The sequence below is a fragment of the Acinetobacter sp. ATCC 27244 genome (assembly GCF_000156555.1).
GTDB lineage: Bacteria > Pseudomonadota > Gammaproteobacteria > Pseudomonadales > Moraxellaceae > Acinetobacter > Acinetobacter haemolyticus.
In genome coordinates, this window is the sequence record NZ_GG665958.1 from 90,139 (window position 1) to 111,906 (window position 21,768).

General features: G+C 38.0%; 26 protein-coding genes. 11 read left to right on the plus strand and 15 right to left on the minus strand.

Translation table 11 applies throughout. From position 1 onward, the window contains the following. Positions 1–7 precede the first annotated feature (7 nt). The 3 genes from HMPREF0023_RS10065 to HMPREF0023_RS10075 all read left to right on the plus strand — a co-directional run bounded on the left by HMPREF0023_RS10065 (position 8) and on the right by HMPREF0023_RS10075 (position 2,187). Positions 8–550 (plus strand): HPP family protein, encoded by a 543-nt coding sequence (locus tag HMPREF0023_RS10065; protein WP_005089760.1) that lies wholly within the window; start codon positions 8–10, stop codon positions 548–550. A 138-nt stretch (positions 551–688) separates the two neighbouring features. Next, a complete protein-coding gene (locus HMPREF0023_RS10070) occupies positions 689–1,267 on the plus strand; it encodes a TetR/AcrR family transcriptional regulator (protein ID WP_005089757.1) in 579 nt (192 codons plus the stop codon). Beyond that, a complete protein-coding gene (locus HMPREF0023_RS10075) occupies positions 1,264–2,187 on the plus strand; it encodes a DMT family transporter (RefSeq protein WP_005089754.1) in 924 nt (307 codons plus the stop codon). The genes HMPREF0023_RS10070 and HMPREF0023_RS10075 overlap by 4 nt, the downstream gene beginning before the upstream one ends. A 95-nt stretch (positions 2,188–2,282) precedes the next feature. Here the strand turns inward: HMPREF0023_RS10075 and HMPREF0023_RS10080 are convergent, their stop codons facing one another. Continuing rightward, on the minus strand, positions 2,283–2,786 hold the full coding sequence (locus HMPREF0023_RS10080; RefSeq protein WP_004639863.1) for a hypothetical protein: 504 nt from the start codon (positions 2,784–2,786) through the stop codon (positions 2,283–2,285). A 197-nt stretch (positions 2,787–2,983) separates the two neighbouring features. After that, the gene (tsaD, locus tag HMPREF0023_RS10085) at positions 2,984–3,991 is read right to left on the minus strand and encodes a tRNA (adenosine(37)-N6)-threonylcarbamoyltransferase complex transferase subunit TsaD (protein WP_005084709.1); all 1,008 of its coding nucleotides are present in this window, start codon (positions 3,989–3,991) and stop codon (positions 2,984–2,986) included. Between the two features lie 144 nt (positions 3,992–4,135). Between tsaD and rpsU the strand changes: the two genes are divergently transcribed. Then, positions 4,136–4,351, plus strand: coding sequence for a 30S ribosomal protein S21 (gene rpsU / locus HMPREF0023_RS10090; protein WP_005084707.1), 216 nt, complete (start codon positions 4,136–4,138; stop codon positions 4,349–4,351). 29 nt (positions 4,352–4,380) lie between these two features. Beyond that, complete coding sequence (locus HMPREF0023_RS10095; RefSeq protein WP_004639869.1) at positions 4,381–4,827, plus strand: GatB/YqeY domain-containing protein; 447 nt, start codon at positions 4,381–4,383, stop codon at positions 4,825–4,827. Positions 4,828–4,902: 75 nt separating this feature from the next. On the opposite strand, the gene HMPREF0023_RS10100 is transcribed toward HMPREF0023_RS10095, so the two are convergent. The 6 genes from HMPREF0023_RS10100 to HMPREF0023_RS10125 all read right to left on the minus strand — a co-directional run bounded on the left by HMPREF0023_RS10100 (position 4,903) and on the right by HMPREF0023_RS10125 (position 9,590). Continuing rightward, positions 4,903–5,262 (minus strand): hypothetical protein, encoded by a 360-nt coding sequence (locus HMPREF0023_RS10100; RefSeq protein ID WP_008942017.1) that lies wholly within the window; start codon positions 5,260–5,262, stop codon positions 4,903–4,905. A gap of 36 nt (positions 5,263–5,298) precedes the next feature. After that, on the minus strand, positions 5,299–5,664 hold the full coding sequence (locus HMPREF0023_RS10105; protein ID WP_008942018.1) for a GFA family protein: 366 nt from the start codon (positions 5,662–5,664) through the stop codon (positions 5,299–5,301). A 33-nt stretch (positions 5,665–5,697) separates the two neighbouring features. After that, complete coding sequence (locus tag HMPREF0023_RS10110) at positions 5,698–7,140, minus strand: M48 family metalloprotease (protein ID WP_005084702.1); 1,443 nt, start codon at positions 7,138–7,140, stop codon at positions 5,698–5,700. Positions 7,141–7,264: 124 nt separating this feature from the next. Next, a complete protein-coding gene (locus HMPREF0023_RS10115; protein ID WP_008942019.1) occupies positions 7,265–7,852 on the minus strand; it encodes a 1-acyl-sn-glycerol-3-phosphate acyltransferase in 588 nt (195 codons plus the stop codon). 101 nt (positions 7,853–7,953) lie between these two features. Then, a complete protein-coding gene (locus HMPREF0023_RS10120; RefSeq protein ID WP_005089748.1) occupies positions 7,954–8,919 on the minus strand; it encodes a 2-hydroxyacid dehydrogenase in 966 nt (321 codons plus the stop codon). 17 nt (positions 8,920–8,936) lie between these two features. Then, positions 8,937–9,590 carry a hypothetical protein gene (locus HMPREF0023_RS10125; RefSeq protein WP_005089746.1) on the minus strand — a complete coding sequence of 218 codons (654 nt, stop codon included), beginning with the start codon at positions 9,588–9,590 and terminating at the stop codon, positions 8,937–8,939. A 268-nt stretch (positions 9,591–9,858) separates the two neighbouring features. Between HMPREF0023_RS10125 and HMPREF0023_RS10130 the strand changes: the two genes are divergently transcribed. The 3 genes from HMPREF0023_RS10130 (at position 9,859) to HMPREF0023_RS10140 (ending at position 11,903) form a co-directional block, all read left to right on the plus strand. Further along, positions 9,859–10,959, plus strand: a complete 1,101-nt coding sequence (locus tag HMPREF0023_RS10130; RefSeq protein WP_008942021.1) for an MBL fold metallo-hydrolase — start codon at positions 9,859–9,861, stop codon at positions 10,957–10,959. A gap of 142 nt (positions 10,960–11,101) precedes the next feature. Then, entirely contained in the window at positions 11,102–11,449 is a 348-nt protein-coding gene (locus HMPREF0023_RS10135; RefSeq protein WP_017396535.1) for an ArsR/SmtB family transcription factor, read from the plus strand. Next, positions 11,439–11,903, plus strand: a complete 465-nt coding sequence (locus HMPREF0023_RS10140) for an SRPBCC family protein (protein ID WP_005089739.1) — start codon at positions 11,439–11,441, stop codon at positions 11,901–11,903. The genes HMPREF0023_RS10135 and HMPREF0023_RS10140 overlap by 11 nt, the downstream gene beginning before the upstream one ends. A 75-nt stretch (positions 11,904–11,978) precedes the next feature. Here HMPREF0023_RS10140 and HMPREF0023_RS10145 read toward each other — a convergent pair whose 3' ends face one another. Further along, complete coding sequence (locus HMPREF0023_RS10145) at positions 11,979–12,839, minus strand: LysR family transcriptional regulator (protein ID WP_008942023.1); 861 nt, start codon at positions 12,837–12,839, stop codon at positions 11,979–11,981. Between the two features lie 173 nt (positions 12,840–13,012). Here HMPREF0023_RS10145 and HMPREF0023_RS10150 point away from each other — a divergent pair, with 173 nt between their 5' ends. Beyond that, entirely contained in the window at positions 13,013–13,777 is a 765-nt protein-coding gene (locus tag HMPREF0023_RS10150; protein ID WP_005089735.1) for a sulfite exporter TauE/SafE family protein, read from the plus strand. A 32-nt stretch (positions 13,778–13,809) separates the two neighbouring features. Here HMPREF0023_RS10150 and HMPREF0023_RS10155 read toward each other — a convergent pair whose 3' ends face one another. Continuing rightward, on the minus strand, positions 13,810–15,108 hold the full coding sequence (locus HMPREF0023_RS10155; RefSeq protein WP_005089733.1) for a Y-family DNA polymerase: 1,299 nt from the start codon (positions 15,106–15,108) through the stop codon (positions 13,810–13,812). A 4-nt stretch (positions 15,109–15,112) separates the two neighbouring features. Next, entirely contained in the window at positions 15,113–15,724 is a 612-nt protein-coding gene (locus HMPREF0023_RS10160; RefSeq protein ID WP_004639896.1) for a LexA family protein, read from the minus strand. Between the two features lie 290 nt (positions 15,725–16,014). Here HMPREF0023_RS10160 and HMPREF0023_RS10165 point away from each other — a divergent pair, with 290 nt between their 5' ends. Beyond that, the gene (locus tag HMPREF0023_RS10165; RefSeq protein WP_004639899.1) at positions 16,015–16,245 is read left to right on the plus strand and encodes a hypothetical protein; all 231 of its coding nucleotides are present in this window, start codon (positions 16,015–16,017) and stop codon (positions 16,243–16,245) included. A gap of 144 nt (positions 16,246–16,389) precedes the next feature. Here the strand turns inward: HMPREF0023_RS10165 and HMPREF0023_RS10170 are convergent, their stop codons facing one another. The 4 genes from HMPREF0023_RS10170 to HMPREF0023_RS10185 form a co-directional block, all read right to left on the minus strand. Beyond that, positions 16,390–16,617, minus strand: a complete 228-nt coding sequence (locus HMPREF0023_RS10170; RefSeq protein WP_026056278.1) for a hypothetical protein — start codon at positions 16,615–16,617, stop codon at positions 16,390–16,392. Between the two features lie 458 nt (positions 16,618–17,075). After that, entirely contained in the window at positions 17,076–18,578 is a 1,503-nt protein-coding gene (locus tag HMPREF0023_RS10175) for a tripartite tricarboxylate transporter permease (protein WP_008942024.1), read from the minus strand. A 13-nt stretch (positions 18,579–18,591) separates the two neighbouring features. Then, a complete protein-coding gene (locus HMPREF0023_RS10180) occupies positions 18,592–19,035 on the minus strand; it encodes a tripartite tricarboxylate transporter TctB family protein (protein ID WP_004639905.1) in 444 nt (147 codons plus the stop codon). A 58-nt stretch (positions 19,036–19,093) separates the two neighbouring features. Beyond that, positions 19,094–20,137: a tripartite tricarboxylate transporter substrate binding protein gene (locus HMPREF0023_RS10185; protein ID WP_008942025.1), complete on the minus strand. Its 1,044-nt coding sequence runs from the start codon at positions 20,135–20,137 to the stop codon at positions 19,094–19,096. Positions 20,138–20,814: 677 nt separating this feature from the next. Between HMPREF0023_RS10185 and HMPREF0023_RS10190 the strand changes: the two genes are divergently transcribed. Continuing rightward, a complete protein-coding gene (locus HMPREF0023_RS10190; RefSeq protein WP_004639911.1) occupies positions 20,815–21,744 on the plus strand; it encodes a LysR family transcriptional regulator in 930 nt (309 codons plus the stop codon). Positions 21,745–21,768: the final 24 nt, after the last annotated feature.

The window sequence follows — 21,768 nt, forward strand, 5'->3', positions numbered from 1 at the left end:
GATCAACATGCGATCACTATTTCATGGTAAAGAACTTCTCGCTCCTTTACCTCATTCTATTGATATTTTAAGAAGTCTCATTGGTGGAACATTAAGTATTTTGATCTTAATTTTGCTCAGCAAATTAACTGATAACTTATTTATCATGGCGCCTTTCGGAGCAAGCTGTGTGATCTTATATGCGGTATCACAATCCCCTCTAGCCCAACCTCGTAACGTAATTTTGGGGCATTTTGTCTCAGCATTTATTGGCTTAATCTTTTTAAAAATCTTTGGTGTTTCAGCCATAAGTATTGCATTATCCGTTGGTTGTGCGATTGCTGCCATGCAAATTTTACGTTGTGTTCATCCCCCAGCTGGCGCTAATCCATTGGTCATCTTACTCACCGCAAATAGCATCCAGTACGAATGGAGTTTTCTATTTTTTCCAGTGTTATTAGGGTCAATCGCTCTTGTCCTCGTGGCTTGGCTTGTCAATAACATTAAAACAGACAAGAAATGGCCCACCTACGGCTTAGCTTTTATCCATAGCAAAAAGCCCAATGAATAACACAGCCCATCAATAATTTTTATCGCTTCATTTTCAATAAGTTGATATTCAAATCAGAAGTAAAAAGCAATATATGCTTGCTTCAAATGTATGATCAACTTAATATTAGGTAGATCGGTATACCCAATATATATTTTTATGAGCACAAAATCTGCAAAACAAAAAATCTTAGAAACAGCCTCTGTATTGTTTTATAACGATGGGATTAATAATACAGGGATCAATAGCATCATTGAGAATGCCAATGTCGCCAAGATGTCACTGTATAACAATTTCAAAACCAAATCCGAACTGGTGACTTACTATATCGAAGCTCGTCATCAGGAGTGGTTAGCTTTATATGAGAAAAGGAAAGCAACGATCCAATCACCGATCGAAGGCGTTCTCGCAGTTTTTGATGCCTATCAAGATCATGCTGAATTTGCTTACGAAAATGGTTTTCGTGGTTGTGGACTACTCAATGCCGCAGCAGAATTTCCTGCTCACAGTCCAGAACGTTTAGCTGTGAAAAGACATAAAGATGAAGTTGAAAGTATCGTGGCACAGCATCTAAGCCAATTTATTGCCGATGATGAAAAAGTCAAACAGCTTTCTCTTTTACTTTCCTTTCTTTTAGAAGGCTCTATCGTCCTCGCCGGTTTGGAAAGTTCAAGTACAAAAGTTTTTGCTGCTAGACAAATGGCTCAGACCTTATTAGAACAAGAGATTTCAAATTGAAAGGCTCCACATTCAACTTAAGTTCACATTATGGATTTATCGCAGTTCTAGTTGCTTCAATTCTATGGGGAACGACAGGCACGGCTGCATCTTATGCACCTAATCTAAGTCCTTTGGCAATTGGGGCGATTGCAATGGGTGGTGGTGGCCTGTTACAAGCCTTACTGGCACATAGAAATATTCTCGGTCATTTACCCCAGATCCGTAGCTATTTACCCCTACTGTTAGTTGGCGTAATTTCTGTCGCTATTTATCCATTGGCTTTCTATTCGTCGATGCGTATGGCAGGGATTACTATTGGCACAGTCATTTCAATTGGTTCAGCACCTTTATTTACAGCACTCCTGGAAAAGTTCTTTGACAAAAAATCACTATCAAAGCAATGGTTTATCAGCTTCATTTTTGGTGTTATCGGTGTATTTCTTTTGTCGATTGGTGAATCACATTCTCATGGATCAACACAAAATATCTCCACAGATCAGAAAACGATTGGGATTATTCTTGGACTGATTGCAGCACTTACCTATTCTTTATATTCATGGGCTGCCAAGAAAATGATTGATCGTGGTGTCGACTCTAAAGCCTCCATGGGCTTAATATTTGGGTTTGGCGCTTTAATTTTGTTGCCTACATTATTTTTTACTGGGTCTAATCTATTTGATGAACCGATTAACCTCTATGTTGTCGGTTATATGATGCTTATTCCAATGTTTCTCGGTTATCTGTTATTTGGTTACGCTTTAAAAACAATTTCTGCCAGCACCGCAACCACACTTACTTTATTTGAGCCACTTGTTGCAGCACTGTTTGCAGTATTGCTGGTCGGTGAGCGATTAGCACCGATTGGTTGGATAGGTATGCTTTTGATTTTTTTGTGTTTAGCCGTACTTTCCAAAGCACATCAACCCAACTCCAATTAAGCTTGCACAAATAGGCTACAATTGTATAAGTGTCGAAAGCAAAGCTTAGAAATGAATGCAGAAAAATATTCTGCATTCATGATAAGAGTTAAGTATCAATACTCTTTTGCTAACTTCTCTAAGGTTGTCAGCATTTTTCTTACTACACTTCTTTTATGCTGCAACATATTTTTGATATTCGCTGGATTGAAACCCGTTAATTTCGCAATACCACGACTGGTCATGTATTCACCCGTCTTTTCAAAGTGTTTTTCACTTAGCTCAGTTTTTGCATTAGAAAATCGAACGGCTAACTTATAATCGTTAAACTCAGACCATGCACCCGTCTTATATTCATCCGCATCAAAGTCTTTTTTCTGCTGAGCTGGTTTTTCTCGAAGAATATTACTTAAACGATTAATGACAATTTTCTCTTCACTTTGTTCAATCAATTGATAAAGTTCAGTTTCTTCAAATGGACGCCCTAAAGCGATATCTTTTCTATATTGTTCTATTACTTTTTCTTTTGATGCAACCGCCTCCTCACCTTTTTGAGTAAGGCATAGAATCTTAAATAAAGATTCTAATCGGCCACAAGTAAAAATATAAGAAATTTTCAACGTCTATACTCCGCGATGAGTTTTCACTCATCAAAATAAATAATATATCCAATACTTTAATACGATAGCGTTAACAACAAACTCGCTATGGATATCAATCAAGAATCTGACTTTTAAATATAAGAATAGTTCAACAAATCCAGAGACCTCTCTGATTTACTCATCGTCTCACAACCTATCAAAAGGATGCGTTTAATTTAGGTTGGTTTTAACTCGGTCATCGGCCAACGTGGCGTCGTCGTTACAGCTAAACCATCTTGCTGTCCAGCTTTTAAACGCTGATAACCTGCAAAAGCAATCATGGCACCATTATCAGTACACAGTGCAGGCTCGGCATAATAGACTTGTGCTTTGATCTTTGCCAGTGAAGTTTCTAATTGTTCACGTAGACGAACATTCGCACTCACACCTCCAGCAATCACCAATCGCTTTAAACCTGTTTGCTTTAACGCTTTTACTGATTTTTTAGTTAGCGTATCAACCACCGCTTCTTGAAATGAAGCTGCAATATCGGCATCACGATTTTCTTCACCAAGTTTTTTAAGTTGGACAGAAACTGCCGTTTTTAAACCACTAAATGAAAAATCCAGACCTTGATGTAAAATTGGGCGAGGAAAATCAAAAGCTTGAGCATCACCATTTAAAGCCAACTTGGCAATATTAGGTCCACCTGGATAAGGGAGCTTCATCATTTTCGCAACTTTATCAAAAGCTTCACCTGCGGCATCATCAATCGATTCACCCAGTAACTCATACTGACCGATGCCATAAGCCGCCATCAATTGTGTATGACCACCTGAAACCAATAAAGCAACAAAAGGAAATTCTGGTGGTGTTTCTGAAAGTAAGGGCGCAAGCATATGACCTTCCATATGATGCACCCCAATTGCAGGTTTATTTAAAGCAAAAGCCAATGTTCGACCAAACAATGCACCTGTCATCAAGGCACCCATTAAGCCAGGACCACGTGTGTATGCAACTGCATCAATTTCATGTTTTTGAACACCGCTTTGTTCAAGCAATTGATTCATTAGAGGAATCATTTTGCGAACATGATCACGTGAAGCCAATTCTGGAACGACACCACCATATTCTGCATGAAGTTTAATTTGACTATAGAGAACCTGTCCACGCAAGCCGAGTTCGCTATCATAGAGTGCTAACCCAGTTTCATCACACGAAGTTTCTAAGCCCAAAACTATCATTAAACTGCCTTTACAACGATCAAAAATAATATCGAAGCTATTATAGACTTGTGATCTGAGTTGTAAATGAGTAAAATACTGACCTTCACTTGCGATCTAGTGCATTGTGCGTTAGATCTTATCCATAATCTTAGAGGATTTTACATGCCACAAGTTAAGTTGAAAGAAGGCGAACCAGTAGACGTAGCTATCCGTCGTTTCAAGCGTTCATGCGAAAAAGCGGGTGTTTTAGCTGACGTTCGTAAGCGCGAATTCTATGAGAAACCAACTCAAGAACGTAAGCGTAAAAAAGCTGCTGCAGTTAAGCGTTACCAAAAGAAATTGTCTCGCGAATCTGTACGTACTACTCGCCTTTACTAATTAATTTGTGATTGACTGCTGAAAAGACTATGACGACTTTAAAAAACCAAATTACTGACGTATTAAAAAATTCAATGCGTGCCAAAGATATGGCAACAGTAACGGTAATTCGCGGTCTACAAGCAGCAATTAAGCAAATCGAAGTCGATGAGCGCATTGAGCTTGACGATGCTCAGGTTCTTGCGGTCATTGAAAAGCAAATTAAACAACGTAAAGAATCGATCAAAGCCTTTTCTGGCGCTGGTCGAGATGATTTAGCTAGTAAAGAACAAGCCGAAGTTGAGGTTATTTCTCAATTTCTACCAGCAGCTATGACTGAGGAAGAACTTGATTCTATCATTGAGCAAACGATTGCTGCTCAAGAAGCTACTAGCATGAAAGATATGGGTAAGGTGATGAATTCTCTACGTCCGATCATAGCCGGGCGTGCCGATCCTTCACAAGTATCTGCTAAAATTAAAGCAAAATTAAGCTAATCTGCTTAACTCTCATTTATATTCCCTATTTTGTAAAATTGGATTCATTGCAATAATGAACCCAAAGTCTTTCGATTATTTAAATTCACACTGAATATTATATTTTTTCAGCATTTGCATTTCCTTTGACTCAGTGACTTGCTCAATCACATTTTGTTTGGTCATACTGGCATACTCTCTCGGTAATTGTGATCTATTCTTTTCAATTGCTGCATAAGAGTCTTGAACATATTGATTCACAATGGCACAGTATTTGGCCTGTTGTGCAGGCGTAAATTGTGAAAGTTGTGGATCTAAACTACGCAGAAAGTTCCGCATATCTTGCGCATAAGTTGTCGTTATTTTTTCTACTGTACGCACATATTGTTCAACTGAAGCCGCTGAACAAATCCCCATAAAACCAATTGCACAAATAAAAACAAGAATTTTCTTCATCAATTTCTAACTTCTTTAACGCTCAAGCCTGCCATATTATCTTACTTCAATAAATTTTGGCTTATGCTCGGTAAAAAATTCTTCTGACGGTGCAGGAATATGCCCCTCAGTCACAGTACCTAGACGCAATCGGATCACATTGGGCAAGTCAGTACGATACGAATAAATTGGACTACCACATTGCTGACAAAAAACGCGTGCTTTATTTGGTGTATGGAAATATTCTTTGAGTTGATCTCTCCCCTTCACAAACTCAAACTTACTTTGATCAAGTGGGCTATTCCAACCTGCAAATGCACCTTGTGCTTGCTGACAGTGTTGACAATAACACAAGATACTATTTTCGATCTCTGCATGATATTGATATTGCACAGCCCCACATAGGCATTGTCCTTTAACCATTCGCTCCCCCAATTACACTTTTTCTAATAAGAATTAAATTTTTCTACGGCGGTCATCTTGCATTTGTTTTAAACGTGCATCAATTTTTGCAGACATTGCCATATTACCTTTTGCCAATCGTTGCGCATGAAGCAATGACTTAATCGCATTCTCTTCATAACCAGACCAATACTCAACCTCAGCACGATAACATAAGACATTGACAGCTTGTAATGGTAACTCTTTATCTAAATTTGCAGCACGTTGTAATAGTGCCCAACCTTGAATATCTCTCTGATTTTTATGGATGAAGCGCTGCACCAAACTTTGCGCTTGTGCTACCTGCCCCTGTCGAATCAATACTTCAGCAAACTTATAGGACAAAGCTCTATTTTCAGGCATAGTTTTTTGGATTGAACTAATCGCATCATGTGCTTGTGCTAATTTATTTTGACCCAGATAAATATCAGTTTGGATCAAAGGCACCAATACATGTGACTTTAATCTATTTTTGACCAAATCAAGATTTGCCTGAGCTTGAGTATAATCACCTTGTTCAAGATAAAATTTACTCAGTGCCAGTTGAGCTGCAGTATTTTTTTGATTTGCTAATGCTAATAACTGAATTTCGTTGGCTTGATTAGACGTAACGGTGGTATACCATTTCAGTATTTCAAAATCGAGATCATAAATTTTAGGTTTAACCCGAGGTAATTGATTGGCACGTAAACGAGCTTCACTCATACGTTCGGTGGTTAATGGATGGGTCAACCAGAAGTCTGGTAAAAAACTCACTCGACTAGTCGCGCGATGCATGGTTTCGAAATAATCTGCCATGCTCTGAGGGTTATAACCTGCGGCATACATAAATTGCATACCAATACGATCCGCCTCACGCTCCTGATTACGACTATAACTAAGCTGCTTATCGATCAATGCAGCTTGCGTTCCCATCATGACAGCAGATCCAACATCACCATCTGCCTGTGATGCAATCGCTGCGCCAACAAGAATCCCAGCGAGAGCAAGTAGTCCCTGCCCCTTAAATGCTTCTTGTGAGCGACTATAATGACGTTGAGTAACATGGGCAATTTCGTGCGCCATAACACCCGCAATTTCATCCAAATTTTTTGCTGATGTAATCAAACCTGTGTTTAGGGCAAATAATCCACCTGGCACAGCGAACGCGTTGATTTGAGGATCTTTAATAACGATAAGACCAATTGGTTGCCCAAGTTGAGTTTGACTAAGAATCCCTGAGAAAACCTGTAGAAATTGATCTTCTAACCAAGCATCTTGAATAGTCGGCATTTGTCGATGCACTTGTCGATATACTTTTTCACCAATAAATTTTTCTTTTTGTTGATCAAGCAAACCAACGCCGCTGCCAATATCAGGCACTTCTGTTTGTCCCGCTGTTTGAGATGGCAAGAAAATCTGAGTGTGGCTAATTTGAGTGGTGGCAATTAAGCCACATGCGAGTAGCAGCGATCTCAAGTGGTTTCTCTATGATTCTAATCGAGAAAATTAATATAACATCGAAAATGAGAAGAATTTGCAACAAAGTGTTATAGAAGACAGCTTTCCTGTCTTCTTTTATATCCGAACAATCAAATGTAGATTATTTGCTCGATGTATAACGTTGGTCAACACTAAATTTCTCTGGAAATTTTGCGTGAATATTTTCATAAAATGCCATGATCTCTGTCATATCTTTTTCGTAGTCACCCGAAGGATAGACAATTTTTCCAACCCCTGTTTTTTTCTTGGCATAGTCCATATAAGCCAGTGCAATTGGCACACCTGCTGCCACAGCCACATGGTAAAACCCTGTTTTCCATTGTTCTTGTTTAGCACGAGTTCCTTCTGGAGTAACAAGCATCACAAGTTTAGGATGGGTTTTGAACAAATCACTCATGAGCTGCACCATACTTGGTCGCTGTTGATCTTGTTGTTTCACACTGCGATCAATTCCTATCCCTCCCATTGCACGTACAAATGGGCCAAAAGGAAATTTCATATAACTATCTTTAATCGTTAGACGAACATTCACTCCTAACGCTTTAAGCGCTAAACGCGCATATAATGCATCCCAATTACTGGTGTGTGGTGCGGCAATCATGACACATTGATCAATATCCAAATCCCAATGATTGTCAATTTCCCACCCCATTAAGCCTAAACTCTGCTCAGCTAATTTCTCGAACACACGCACCCCAAGACCAAATCACAAAGGGCGCAAGTGTATCAATATTAAGCAGGCTTAAAAGATAGTTGAGTACAATTAATCAGCAATCAAGTTGTAAGCAATTATTCAAATTTTGGATTGACTAAATAACGGGGTACGCGATCTTCTAAAGCATCAATCAGGTTTTGATAAGCGAGATTCACCATCTTTTGGCGTGTTTCCAAAGTAGCTGAACCGATATGTGGTGCAGTGACTACATTTGCAAGCTCAAACAATGGGGAGTCTTGCAAAGGTTCTTTTGCATAGACATCCAAACCTGCTGCAAAGATTTTATTTTGTTGCAATGCCTGAATAAGTGCATCTTCATCGACAACGGAACCACGTGCAATATTCACAAACACCGCATGTTTTTGCATGAGATCAAATTGTGCCTCTCCGATTAGTGCTTTTGATTCACTATTTAGATCCACCGCAACCACGACAAAATCAGATTGTTGTAATAATTGATCTAATTCTCGATATTGTGCATTAACGGCTTGAGCAACTTCGATTTTTTCACGGCGGTTATGATACAAAATATTCATATTGAAACCATAAAAACCGCGACGTGCAATGGCTGCACCAATATGACCTAACCCAATAATACCAAGGGTTTTACCGAAAACATCCACACCAAATTGATCAATCGGTACAGTCCGTTTCCATTGTCCTTGCTTGGTCCAACTATCTAATTGCGGAATTTTACGTGCCGCACTCAGTAGCAAACTAAAAGCTAAATCCGCTGTTGTTTCAGTCAATACATGTGGCGTATTCGCAAGCCAAATTTTTCTTTGATTTAGGTACTCAACATCATAGTTGTCATAGCCAACTGAAACAGTCGAAATGATTTTTAGTTTTTGTGCAGGCGCTAAATTACTTTCATTGAGTAAACGTCCTGCACCAATCATGGCATCTGCATCAACGACTTCAGTACGGATTTGCTCGTTAATATCCCCTAGTTTAGGGTTGAGAACCACAACCTGATAACTTTGTTGTAAGCGCGCTAAAACGTCTTGATCAATTTGACTAAATACAACAACTTTCTTCATTCTGAGCTTTCCATTTCCTACGACTGCATAAGCTGCCATAACCGTCTTTTTAATAAAGGTTGAGCAATCATTTCCTCTAAACTTGCAAGATGCAATATATTGGTATGTTGAATAAAATCGAGCTGGCCAAGGCAAAGAATTTTTTTATTGTTTGCTGTTGCATCTAAAAAGCCTTGAATATAAGACGAAAGTCCACGACTTTCCTGAAAAGCTGCCAGTGGAAATGGCCATTTCAATTCAGCATACTGACCAAGTCGAGCTTTTTGAATATTTTGCCATAATTGTCGTCGGGCATCATTTAGCTGACTACTTTCCACTAAAAGAGCACAATTTTCTAGAACGTACATCTGCAACTCAAACGCTTGGACTGGTGCAGTGATGACGATTTGCTCTTTTTCTATAACCGAATCTTTAACAACTGGTTTTTCGTCAAGCTCAACCTGTTGTGAACTCTCTCGGACTATCGCGGGCTGAGTTTCCACAGATGCCATTGGAGCATCTTGAGTAATACGAGCATCATTGTTCTGTACAGGTTCACTGTATTGAGTCGGTTGATCAATGATCTGATCTCGCCACAGACTTGGTGCAGTATTTTTTTGACATACAACGTCTCTAGGAATCCAAACATCTATTCCCATCGCCGCTAATATGTTTCTCTGCTGCCCAATCATCTTATTTACTCATTTTATTCACAGTGATGAATACTGTTATCCACACATAGTCTAGCATAAACCACCTCCCGCTAATGGCTTCGTTTTGCTCAATCATGTCACCGCTGACTTACTTTTTTCAGCTTTGCATGATCACAATAAAAATTAAGCTACATCACGATCACGACATTTTCATTCATCGACTTTTCATAAAGGTTTCATCATTTTGTCGCTTTTACTTTCTATTAATATTGACTATCGAATGCTCAAATAAAAGGTAATGCGATTTATGCTTATTGTTTTTGCTCTCGCTCTAAGCCTACTTATTTTTATCTGTTTTCTCTATACACGACACCCTCTTTTTGGAAAACTCCCCTCTGGGGAACGACTACAACGTATTCAAAACTCTCCCAACTATAGACAAGGTCAATTTCGCAATCTCACCGAAAAACGAGGCATGACAGATTGCTCCCACACCTTCATTGAACTATATAGAACCTTTATTAAAACCATTCCGCATCGTCACCCCAAAGATATTATCCCTTCGGTTAAAACCAACTTACGGACACTCAATCCTCAACAGGATGTCATCATCTGGTTCGGTCATTCTTCTGTTTTTATGCAGCTCCACGGTAAAACGTTTTTAATTGACCCAGTCATGAGTGGCAAAGTCTCGCCTCTGCCTTGGGGAACTCGTGCTTATCGAGGAACTGATATCTATACCGTCGATGAATTACCTGATATTGATTATTTACTGATTTCACATGATCACTATGATCATTTGGATTATAAAACTATTTTGCAATTAAAGAACAAAGTCAAATATGTGATCACTGGACTCGGTGTTGGTGAACATTTTGAATATTGGGGTTATCCCAAAGACATACTGATTGAAAAAGATTGGGGAGATCGCATTGAGTTTGACGATGGTATCACCATTATCACCGAGACCACTCATCACGACTCAAGACGTGCTTTTGATGGCGGCAAAAATCTATGGATTTCATTTATTATTCAATCACCAAATAAAAAGATTTTTTACACAGGCGATGGTGGCTATAACAAACACTTTGTCGAAATCGGTGAAAAATATGGGCCTTTCGATTGGGCATTGATGGAAAATGGACAATATGATGCCGCTTGGCATGCGGTACATTGTCACCCGAATGAGGTTGCTCAAGCCACTGAGGAATTGAATGCACGTAATATGATTCCAGTTCATCATTCCAAGTTTAGTTTAGCCAAACATCCATGGTATGAGCCAATTACTAGAATTACAGAATATTCAAAATCGAGAAAGTATCGACTTGCAACACCGATGATTGGTGAGTTAGTTGAACTCGATAACGATCATCAGCGCTTTAAACAATGGTGGGAAAATATTCGGTGAGCTCACTAAGGAGTTTGAGCATTGAATATTAAACCATCATTTTTTATTTATGAGCATGTACTACAACTGGGTTACTGGGAAACTTAGCCTTTTGGATAAGTTTTTCTTGACTTGTGTTTTTTTTGAGCCAATACTTAGCTATATGGCTAAGTATGATTCGCAACTCGATCTTTTATTTAATGCTTTAAGTGATCCAACACGCAGAGCTATCTTGACTCGTCTGTCTCATGGTAACGCGACCACGACATCATTAGCAGAAGAACATGCGATGGCACTGCCTTCTTTTCTGAAACACCTAAGAAAACTAGAAGAAGCTGGACTCATCACAACCCTAAAAAATGGCAGAGTCAGAACATATGCACTGAGCCCAAATTCCTTAAATCCTGTGCAACACTGGTTACATCAACAACAAGCCATGTGGGAAACACGCTTAAATCAATTAGAAGACTACGCACTCAATTTACAAAGGAAAAGAAAAAATGAACCTTGACCCTCAAACAGATCTAAAACTAGAACGAACCATCAATGTACCACGTGAATTACTCTGGGAATGTTGGACTACGCCAGAGCATATTAAACATTTCTTTATTCCCAAGCCTCACTCAATTGTGTCTTGTGAAATTGATTTAAGAGTTGGAGGAAAATTTAATACGCTATTTGATGTCGATGGTAATCAGATCCCGAATCACGGCGTATTTTTAGAAATTATTGAGCATGAAAAATTAGTGTTTACTGATGCTTATACTGAAGACTGGAAACCAAGTGAAAATCCTTTTATGACTGCGATTATTTTGTTTGAAGACCTTGGTAATGGCTCAACCAAATATACAGCGATTGCACGTCACCGCACACCCGCAGCTCGACAACAACATGAAGACATGGGCTTTTTCAGTGGCTGGGGAACTGTGGTCGATCAACTCGAAGCCTATGCAAAAAGTTTATAGTTGCTTTATACCATCATTACAAGACAGGCTTCGACCTGTCTTTTTTAATTTGAGCTAAACTCCCCCCTAGATACATCAGCATACTGACTTTAGTAAATCTATAAAAACATCTTTTGCACGATGCCCCTTAGATTTCTTATTCCAAATAAAATAGCTTTGGATAGATGGTATCTGTTCAAAAGAGTACCCTCGTATCCCACCTATTCCTTTGAATTGCTCATAAACACTTTTGGGAACCAGTGATACCCCTGAACCAGCACTAATACATCCTAGAATTGTTGCATAACTTGCCATACTCGTAATTTGCACAGAGACATTATTAAGGCTCAACCAATGTTCTAAAGCGCTACGATAAGGGCACCCCACTGGCCACATATAGATCTCTTTATCAGATAAATCCTTTGGCTGCTTTAATTCACCCAAGGATGGTGAAGCAATTACAATCAACTCCTCCTTATAAATCTTCAGCCGTTCAATAGATGGATGCTTTTGATCAACTGCTATAATTGCTCCATCCAGTTTAAACTCTGAAACATCCTTGATCAGTTGTGGCCAAGTTCCTGTACTAAACTGAAGTTTAACCAATGGATATTCTTGATGGTATTGAGATAATAATTTCGGCAATCTACTGGTCGCAGATGATTCAATTGCACCAATTTTTAATACGCCAGAAGGCGGTGCGTTCATGCTAATTGCACGACTCGCTTCATCGCATAAAAATAAGATTTCATTTGCATATTCAAGAAAAATAACCCCAGATGGACTAATGACCAATCCTCTCCCTTGCCGAATAAACAACTGAGTACCCAATTCTTCTTCAAGCAGTTTAATTCGGGTGGTTATATTCGAAGGGACGCAATGTAATAATTCGGATGCTCTGATAATGCTTCCAGTATCCGCAACCGTTTTGAACATTCTGATTTGGGCTAATTCCATTTTAACTATTCATTTTTATAGAATTTAAAACTCAATATAAGTCATTTGTAATCAGCATTCAATTATCGTAATTTCAACAATAACGACTACTTCTATCTATTAAGCGTTGAAGTTAAAAGTTTATTTATAACACCAATTTTTTAGATTTAAATACAATCTATTGGTTCACTATTATGATTGATGAAACCACCCTCATTATCTTAGGACTTTTTGCCTTTTGTGGTGGTTTAATTGATGCCGCTGTCGGTGGTGGTGGTCTAGTGCAAATACCAGCCTTACTACACGCACTACCACAACATAGTATTGCCACCGTTTTGGGCACAAATAAATTGGCTGTATGGGCTGGAACAGCATCATCTTTCTTTCGATATGTACACAAAGTTAAGTTTGTTTGGAAACTTCTAATCCCCACAATGCTTTCAGCTTTTGTATTTGCATTTATTGGCGCTATGTCAATCGCTCATATCCCAAAGCAGTTTATGACATATAGCGTTTTATTCTTGCTCATCATCATGGCCGTTTATACTTTTCTAAAAAAAGATTTAGGAGCGTATAGCACTGATATCAAATGTGGTCATAAAGAAATTTTTTTAGGCATCGTTTTTGGTGGGGTTATTGGGTTTTATGATGGCATTTTTGGTCCAGGCAGTGGAAGCTTTCTTCTTTTCCTTTTTGTCAAAGTATTTGGTTTTGATTTTCTCAGTGCCTCCGCATCCGCGAAGGTAGTGAACCTAGGTACATTTAGTGCAGCACTGCTATTTTTCATACCAACTGGTCATATTCTCTGGGAGATCGGTTTAATCATAGCATTCTGTAATATTCTGGGTTCTTTTGTCGGCGTTTTTTTAGCACTACATTATGGTAGTCAGTTTATTAGAATATTTTTCCTGATTTTGTTAATTTTCCTTATTATCAGAATGGGAATATCTATATTTTAAACCACTAAAATTTATATAAACTCTAAAACAATCTACCCAACCCTTAACACATCCTCCCACTTTGTTAGGTAGCTTGGTGATTTATGGTTTTGGGTCATTCCCCACGCTCGCCCTTGAGGTCCAATCAAGCGTCCAAAAGTCATTACATCTCGCCCAAATCGCTCATTAATTTCATCAAACGCAACCGAAAGATTTTGTCGGGTCAGCATTTCTTCTGTGTTATAAAACAAATCAACGGCATGACGATGTTGAGGAATAATATCTAACAAAATCACCTCTGCTTTTTTATAGCGATGCCCCACCTGATAAATCCGATCTAAGCCCTGTTGTACCGCTTTCATAATCACTAAACGGTCATCACTATAATCGACCAAATACACCACCGTAAAAGGCCGATAATACGCGTCTTTATTGAATCGATTGGTGCGGATACTTATACCCACGGCTTTACACAATAATTTTTGTTTCCGAAGTCGTTCAACTGCACGTAAAGCAAATTCGGTAAGTGCACCACTGAGGCTATTTTTATCTTCAATCGGTTGTCCAAATGAACGACTACTTAAAATTTGCTGACGATCAGAAATGACATCTTCGATTTCTAAACATGCAACGCCCTGAAGCTCTTTAACCGTATTTTCCAATACCACCGAAAAATGCTTACCCATCCTTTTCGGATCAGTTTGGAGCAAATCCATCACAGAGTAGATATTCATTTTTTCCAAACGCTGACGAATTTTTCGTCCCACCCCCCATACCTCTCCTACAGGGGTGTGCATTAATAAATCCTCGATGATGCAAGGATCCTCATCTACGAAATTACAAACTCCGTTAAAACTGGCATGCGTTTTTGCCAAATGATTTGCGAGCTTTGCTTGCGTTTTGGAATAACCAATTCCAATACAACAAGGTAGGCCCAACCATTTCTTTACAGTAGACAGAATCTGAAATGCATATTTGCTTAGATCATAATGATGTTGATAAGCTGTAAGTTCTAAAAAGCACTCATCTATTGAGTAAACTTCCTGCTCACAAGGATCGACAAAGCTTGCCAAGATATTCATAAATCGCCGAGACATTTCTGCATACAAGGCATAGTTACTTGAAAATACAGCAACATGATGCTGGCGAATGATCTCTTCAATTTGGAAAAATGGTACAGCCATTCGAATACCCAATTGTTTTGCCTCATACGAGCGGGAAACAACACAGCCATCGTTATTCGACAAAACCACCACAGGACGATTCTCTAGCTTTGGATTAAACACACGCTCACAACTAACATAAGCATTATTTACATCGACCAAAGCAAAAATACGTTGTGGTAATGGCATAAGTTTATCTCATTGGTTTCAAGTTATAGGTCACGACGCCCCAAATCACCAACTCCTGTCCTTCAGTGATATAAATATTTTGATAATCAGGATTTTCTGCTTTTAGCCAAACTTTTGGAGGATTAAAATGATGATCAATCATTAAACGTTTTACAGTAAAGTCATTATCAATCAAGGCAATTACAATATCACCTGACTTGGCAGGAATACTTCGATCCACCACTAAGGGATCATCAATATCAATCCCAGCATCCAACATCGACAGTGAATTGGCTTTCACGATAAATGTTGAGTTTTCATTTCGAATTAAAAACTCATTTAAATCCAAAGCTTGCTCGACATGATCTTGAGCAGGTGAAGGAAAACCTGCTGCAACACGTTCAGTTGCTAGTGGAATATGATAAATTCGATCATTCTTTGCCTGCACGTTTTGGATTTTCATTGTCGACGTCAAATCATTCCGTGCGCCAGTTTTGACATTATTCAGTAACCATTTTTTGATGAAATCGACCTGAGATTCAGGAACACGAATCACTTTGGTCGGTTCACTGAATTGGGCTTTTCGTCCTGCATTGGCTCTGGCTCCACCATGCTCCGACTCAGTCTTTTTGGACATAACTCCCCCTTACCCAAGTTAAAAATGCTTTCAATTAATTTAACTTGAAAAAGTTACAAATTCAAGTTGACGAAAAATTAATTTTGCATAACAATGAATTTCATAGATCAGATTTTAGCTTGTTCAGTCAAAACAAGGATGTTGAACAAATTAAATTACTGTTTTAAATGAATAACTTAATACACAATCATTGTATCAAAGACATTAAGTTATTGATCTAATTCACGAATATATTTGATCTCTAAATAGTAAGCTTTTATGCAAATATTTTTGATGTGGAGACATGAAAAATGAACAATCAACGCGATGCTATTCTTGGTTATGCTGACGAACAACATGCTTTCTTTATTCGTCTCATTGAGAACAATACTGTTCTTGGTAATAGCTATGGAATATTCTGTGAGAACGAAAATAGTGAAGCTGCTGAAAGTATTATGACGACGCTATTTTTAAAGAAATCTTTTTGGTTAAATGGTTCTGAGTTTAAAGATATTGTGAAAGGACTTAACCCCATTACTTAGTATATCCGTGTAATACTCCCAAACATGAACTTCAGAATAATCAACAATGATAATGAATCAATTAAGTCAAATTAAATTAAAGCCCACTGATTTTATAAAAATCAATGGGCATTTTTATTCGGACTAGAATAGATCATTTCATTATTACACTAGTCTTTTATCATTCACTAAAGCAACTAATTTATAAATTTTCCCATCGAACTCATCTTCAAATAGCAAATCCATATTTGGAAAGATCGCACGACCCTCTATTTCAATATGCTCTACTCGTTTGAAAAATGAAACCTCATGGTCCTCAAGTTCATTCAATTGTGCAATAACAATTGATTCATTTTCTTCTTGATCCTTTACCCTTACCGTGACCTTATTCATATTCATGAGTAATTCTCCCGATTCCCAATTTTATCTGTATAGAACTATGTAAAAATTTCGAATGCTTGTCGACTATGGCGTTGTAACAAGAGTTATAAGTATTATATTTTTATTGCCAACCTACATAAGGCATTGAATTTTATTATTTAAAAATAAAATAAGTTGTATCTTTATTTAACCATCGGGTTACAAAGAAATGCTTTGTTTCACAAACACAAAAGTACATCCCTAAACCATATATCGATGCAGCTAACTTAATTCAACTTATGGAGTGACGATCAATTTTTCTTATCAAAACGAGTAATCGGCTAGATGCAATCTCCATATAACCAAGGCCATCGTAATTCAAAATAATTCATAGCAATAACAACAATGTCCGCAAATACAAACCCAAAGAATTGATAGTAATCTTTTCCATAATCATAAAAAAGGTCAGGAATCCTGACCTTTAAAAGAGCTTATTTCCGCATTTGTCTTTTGATAAATAAGTATTTTCTGACAAATGGTAAAATCAGAAGCAATCCTGACATCACCCACAAGCCTATACTTATATTGCTATCCCACAGAATGTTTAGCTCGCCATGAGAAATAGAAAGAGCACGACGTAGATTGGACTCCATTAACTCACCAAGGACAAAGCCTAAGATTAAAGGAGCCAATGGAAAATCAAATTTTCTTAATATATAGCCGACAACACCTAAACCAATACACAGTAATAAATCAAAAATCGTACTATGAATTGCATAAACACCGACGAAACTAACTGTTGCAATTACAGGGATAAGAATATAGTTAGGAATATTAAGTAGTTTGGCAAAAAAACCAACTAATGGTAAGTTTAAAACCAAAAGAATAATATTCCCAACCATCAGTGAAGCAATCAAAGCCCAGACTAATACAGGTTGTTCTGCAAACAGTTGAGGGCCTGGTGTAATGTTATATAACGTCAAAGCTCCCATCATAACGGCTGTTGTACCCGATCCAGGTACACCCAAAGTTAGCATGGGAATAAATGATCCACATGCAGCGGCATTATTTGCACTTTCTGGGGCAGCCAATCCTCGTAAGTCTCCTTGACCAAACTTACCTTTTTCACCTGCCAGCTTACGCTCAGTGGTATATGCCATAGCACTCGCTACACTTGCCCCCGCCCCAGGTAAAATTCCTGAAAAAAATCCAATGAATGAGCTTCGAATAATGGTTGCTAATGAGCTCAATAACTCTTTTAAATTAAATAAAGATCTTTTGCCTTGAGCAAGTACAACTTTTCCAACGGTTGTTCTTTCCAATAGTAGAAGAATTTCACTGACACTGAATAAACCAATTACGATGGTTGTAAAAGCAATACCATCACTTAACCCCACACTATCAAAAGTAAAACGATATACGCCTGTAATTGCATCCATACCAACCGTGGACAAGCCCAACCCAATCAAAGCCATGATTAATGTTTTAAAGGGCTGCGTGCTCACCAAACCAGTTAGACACACAATCGCAAAAACCATCAAAGCAAAGTATTCTGCTGGCCCAAATGCAATCGCCCAGTTCGCTAAAATCGGTGCAAAAAAAACAATTCCAATAAAAGCAACCATACTTCCAATAAATGAACTGACTGAGGAAAGTGATAAAGCAATACCAGCTTTACCTTGCTGAGCTAAAGGATAGCCATCCATCGTGGTCATAATGGCACCAGCATCACCTGGAACATTAATTAAAATTGCCGAAATTCGCCCTCCATACTCACAACCCAGATAAACTGCAGCAAGTAAAATTAATGCGCTCTCAACTGGCAAACCCAACGCATATGCAAAAGGTAAAAGTATCGCAACACCATTAATTGGCCCCAAACCAGGAAGCAATCCCACAATAGTTCCAACAAATGCACCAATAAATGCAATTAATAAATTTTGTGGCTGCAGTGCAACCTCAAAGCCAGTCATTAAGAAACTTAATACGTCCATAAATTTGTCATCCTTAACCCAGCAATCCCATTGGTAATGGCACATCTAAAACACGATCAAATAAGTAGTAGGTTGTTACACCCAAAATACAGGCGGTGATAATGGTTGGTCTTGTTTTTCCTTTGAATAATTTGCCTATAGCTATTGCCATCAATGTTGTTGCAATAATGACCCCTAGTAACTCAAATAAAGCTGCATATAAAGTCAACGCAAATACACATAATGTAATTCTAAAAAGCAAATGCTTAGTCCAGCCTAACTCAACAGGTTCAAACATGATCGTGGGTCTAACAGTCAAATAGACAGCACTCACCGTGATCAGCCCCATAATCAAAAGAGGAAAGGCTTTTGGTCCCACAGAGTCATAGGAGATTGGCGCATCAAAGTTACTTGCATAAATCACCAAACCCAAACCACAAAGGGCAATAATCCCCGTTAGGATACGTTCTGATTTCATTGTTATTCCTTAACACGACGAAAAGTACCAAATCATCGATTTGGCACTCATTCATTAATTATTTAGATAATTTATATTCGGCAGATAATTGACGCATTTGATCAGTTTGCTTGTAGACATAAGCTGTGATCTGATCGCCAGTCAGTGCAAATGGCAACAAATCCTGATTATTACGAACGGTTTCAAATTTTTTGTTTTCCATCATTTTATCGAATGATGTTTTCCACCATTGATAAGCATCATCACTAACTTTAGGTCCCATGTAAAAGCCACGAATCACAGGCCATTCAATATCATAACCCTGCTCTTTCGCAGTTGGTAAGTTTGAAAACTTCCCTTGTAAACGCTCATTTGCAAATACAGCAAGTACTCGTATTCTGCCAGCTTCTAAATTTGAACTGACTTCACTAATATTTCCAACTGCCACTTTGACATGCTGCCCTAAAAGCGCTGTCAGAACTTCGCCCCCTCCCTCTAAAGCAACAAAACTCATTGCCGAAGGATTTATTCCTGCTTTTTTTGCAAGCATTGCTGATTGCATCCAATCCTGACCACCAACACTACCAGCTCCACCAAAACTGATTCCCTTAGGGTCTTCTTGTAGATCTTTTATCAGATCACCCAAGGTTTGATAAGGCGAATCTTTATGTACGGCAACTAAACCATAATCAACCGCAACACCTGAAAGCCATCTCACATCTTTTTCTGTGAAATTTCCAAATTTACCTTGGGCTAGATTGAGTAATGATCCAGTGGAAAATGCAACTACAGCTTCATTATTTGCAGAATCATTGCTCACAATTTTATTGTAGGCAACCGCACCTACTCCACCTGGCATATACGTTACGCGGATTGGATCATTTAAAACCTCAGTTTCTTTCAAACCTGCTTGGATTAATTTACAAGTCATATCCAGACCACCACCAGGCTTTGCTGGGGCAATGCATTCAGGACGTTTAGGTTGCCCTACCTCTTTTGCACCACTAGTATTACATCCAGTGAAAATCAGACTCGAACATGTAACTAGAGCAAATGAAAGTTTTTTCATTACAAAAATATCCTTATTATTTAAGTGATCCATTAAAGTTTTCCCTACTACCATTGCAGAACCTCCTTGGTCGTTGTTTAGCCTTGGTGATTTGAAAAATTTTTAAACAGCGAGTTTCAATGTAAGCGTCGTGAGATAGAGCCTCACCCCAAGAAAACCTACGTTATTACATAACTTTAGACACAATCAAAGATGGCAAACACGATAAAATTCGCATGCATTTCAAAACTAACTTTTTGTTATTTTTAGATGAGAATTCAAACCTAATTCATGTGATGATGAATATTCAAAAACAAGCAAACATTTCTGATACAACGCGGCATTCCTGTTGCCAACAATGAGAACATCGTCCATCGATCTCTCTCCTCTCAAATTTTCCTTACTTTAAGTTGAAACAGCGAGCTGCTGTGATAGCGAAGAATTAAAGGGGTATTTAATTATTTTAAATAGTATTGAATTTCAGAGTGTTTTAGCGCCAAATTGCATATACGTAAAAAACAATTTAAACCATTGTTTTGATTTAAATAATATTAAAAACACTTGCTAAGGTATTTAAAAAAAATATAGGCTAAATCTTTAAAACTCAGAATTACGTTCTCTCTCCACCCAAGATCAGTATATTTTTTGCTTGAATAAGCATTAATTTTGTAGACACTATTAAAATAATATTACTTGATATGTTTAGTAATATTTTTAGAAATATTTAACATGGATGCTTAGAGAACTTTTTCATGGAAATTAAACAAATAAAATACTTTTTAACGGTGGTTGAAGCAGGAAGTATTGGAAAAGCAGCCCAGAAACTTGATATTGGTGCTTCAGCGATTAGTCAGCAAATTAGTAAGCTTGAGCAAGAATTAAGTATACGTTTATTACAGCGAAATGCTTTTGGAGTATCGCCAACACCAGCAGGACTCGCATTTTTAAAACATTCACAATTAATTCTAAGACAGATCAACTTTGCAATTGATGCAGCACACTCAGCAAGGCTCTCAGGTCATGTCAGTATTGGTTTACCCCCCACAATTACAGCATTATTGGGCATACCATTAATGAAATTGATGTCAGAACGCTATCCTGACATTCGTCTTGAAATGATAGAAACCCTATCTGGCAATCTGATACAAGCAATTAACTCACGTCAACTTGATCTCGCTATTATTTTTACCAATGAAGTAGACAGGCAATGGTCTATACAACCGTTAGTTCGAGAGCAAATGTATTTAATGGGGCGTAGAGAAATCTTAGAAAAACATCATCTTCATGACTGCCTCAAGAGCGGTGTGATTCAGTCTCAATACATTGGTGATATTCCCTTAGTTCTACCTCGCCAAAGACATAGTTTGAGAAAATTCTTAGAACATAAAATTGGTGTAGTAAACGTTGCTTATGAGATTGATGGGTTACATTTACTCATGGATAGTCTGATTCACCTAGATCTTGTAAGTATTCGTCCCGGGAGTGCTTGTCTACAAGAATATAAACATAAATTACAGCTACTTAAAATCGTTGATCCAGAAATTGAACGTATCAATTATTTAGTGAGCATCGCAGAAGAACAATTATCACCTGCTGCGTTAGCCGCTAAATCGGCAATCAAAGCCTGTGTTAAAGCGCTTGTACAGAACAAAAGCTGGCCATGTTCTGAATTAATTTTCTAGAACATCATTAGTTTTTTTAAATTG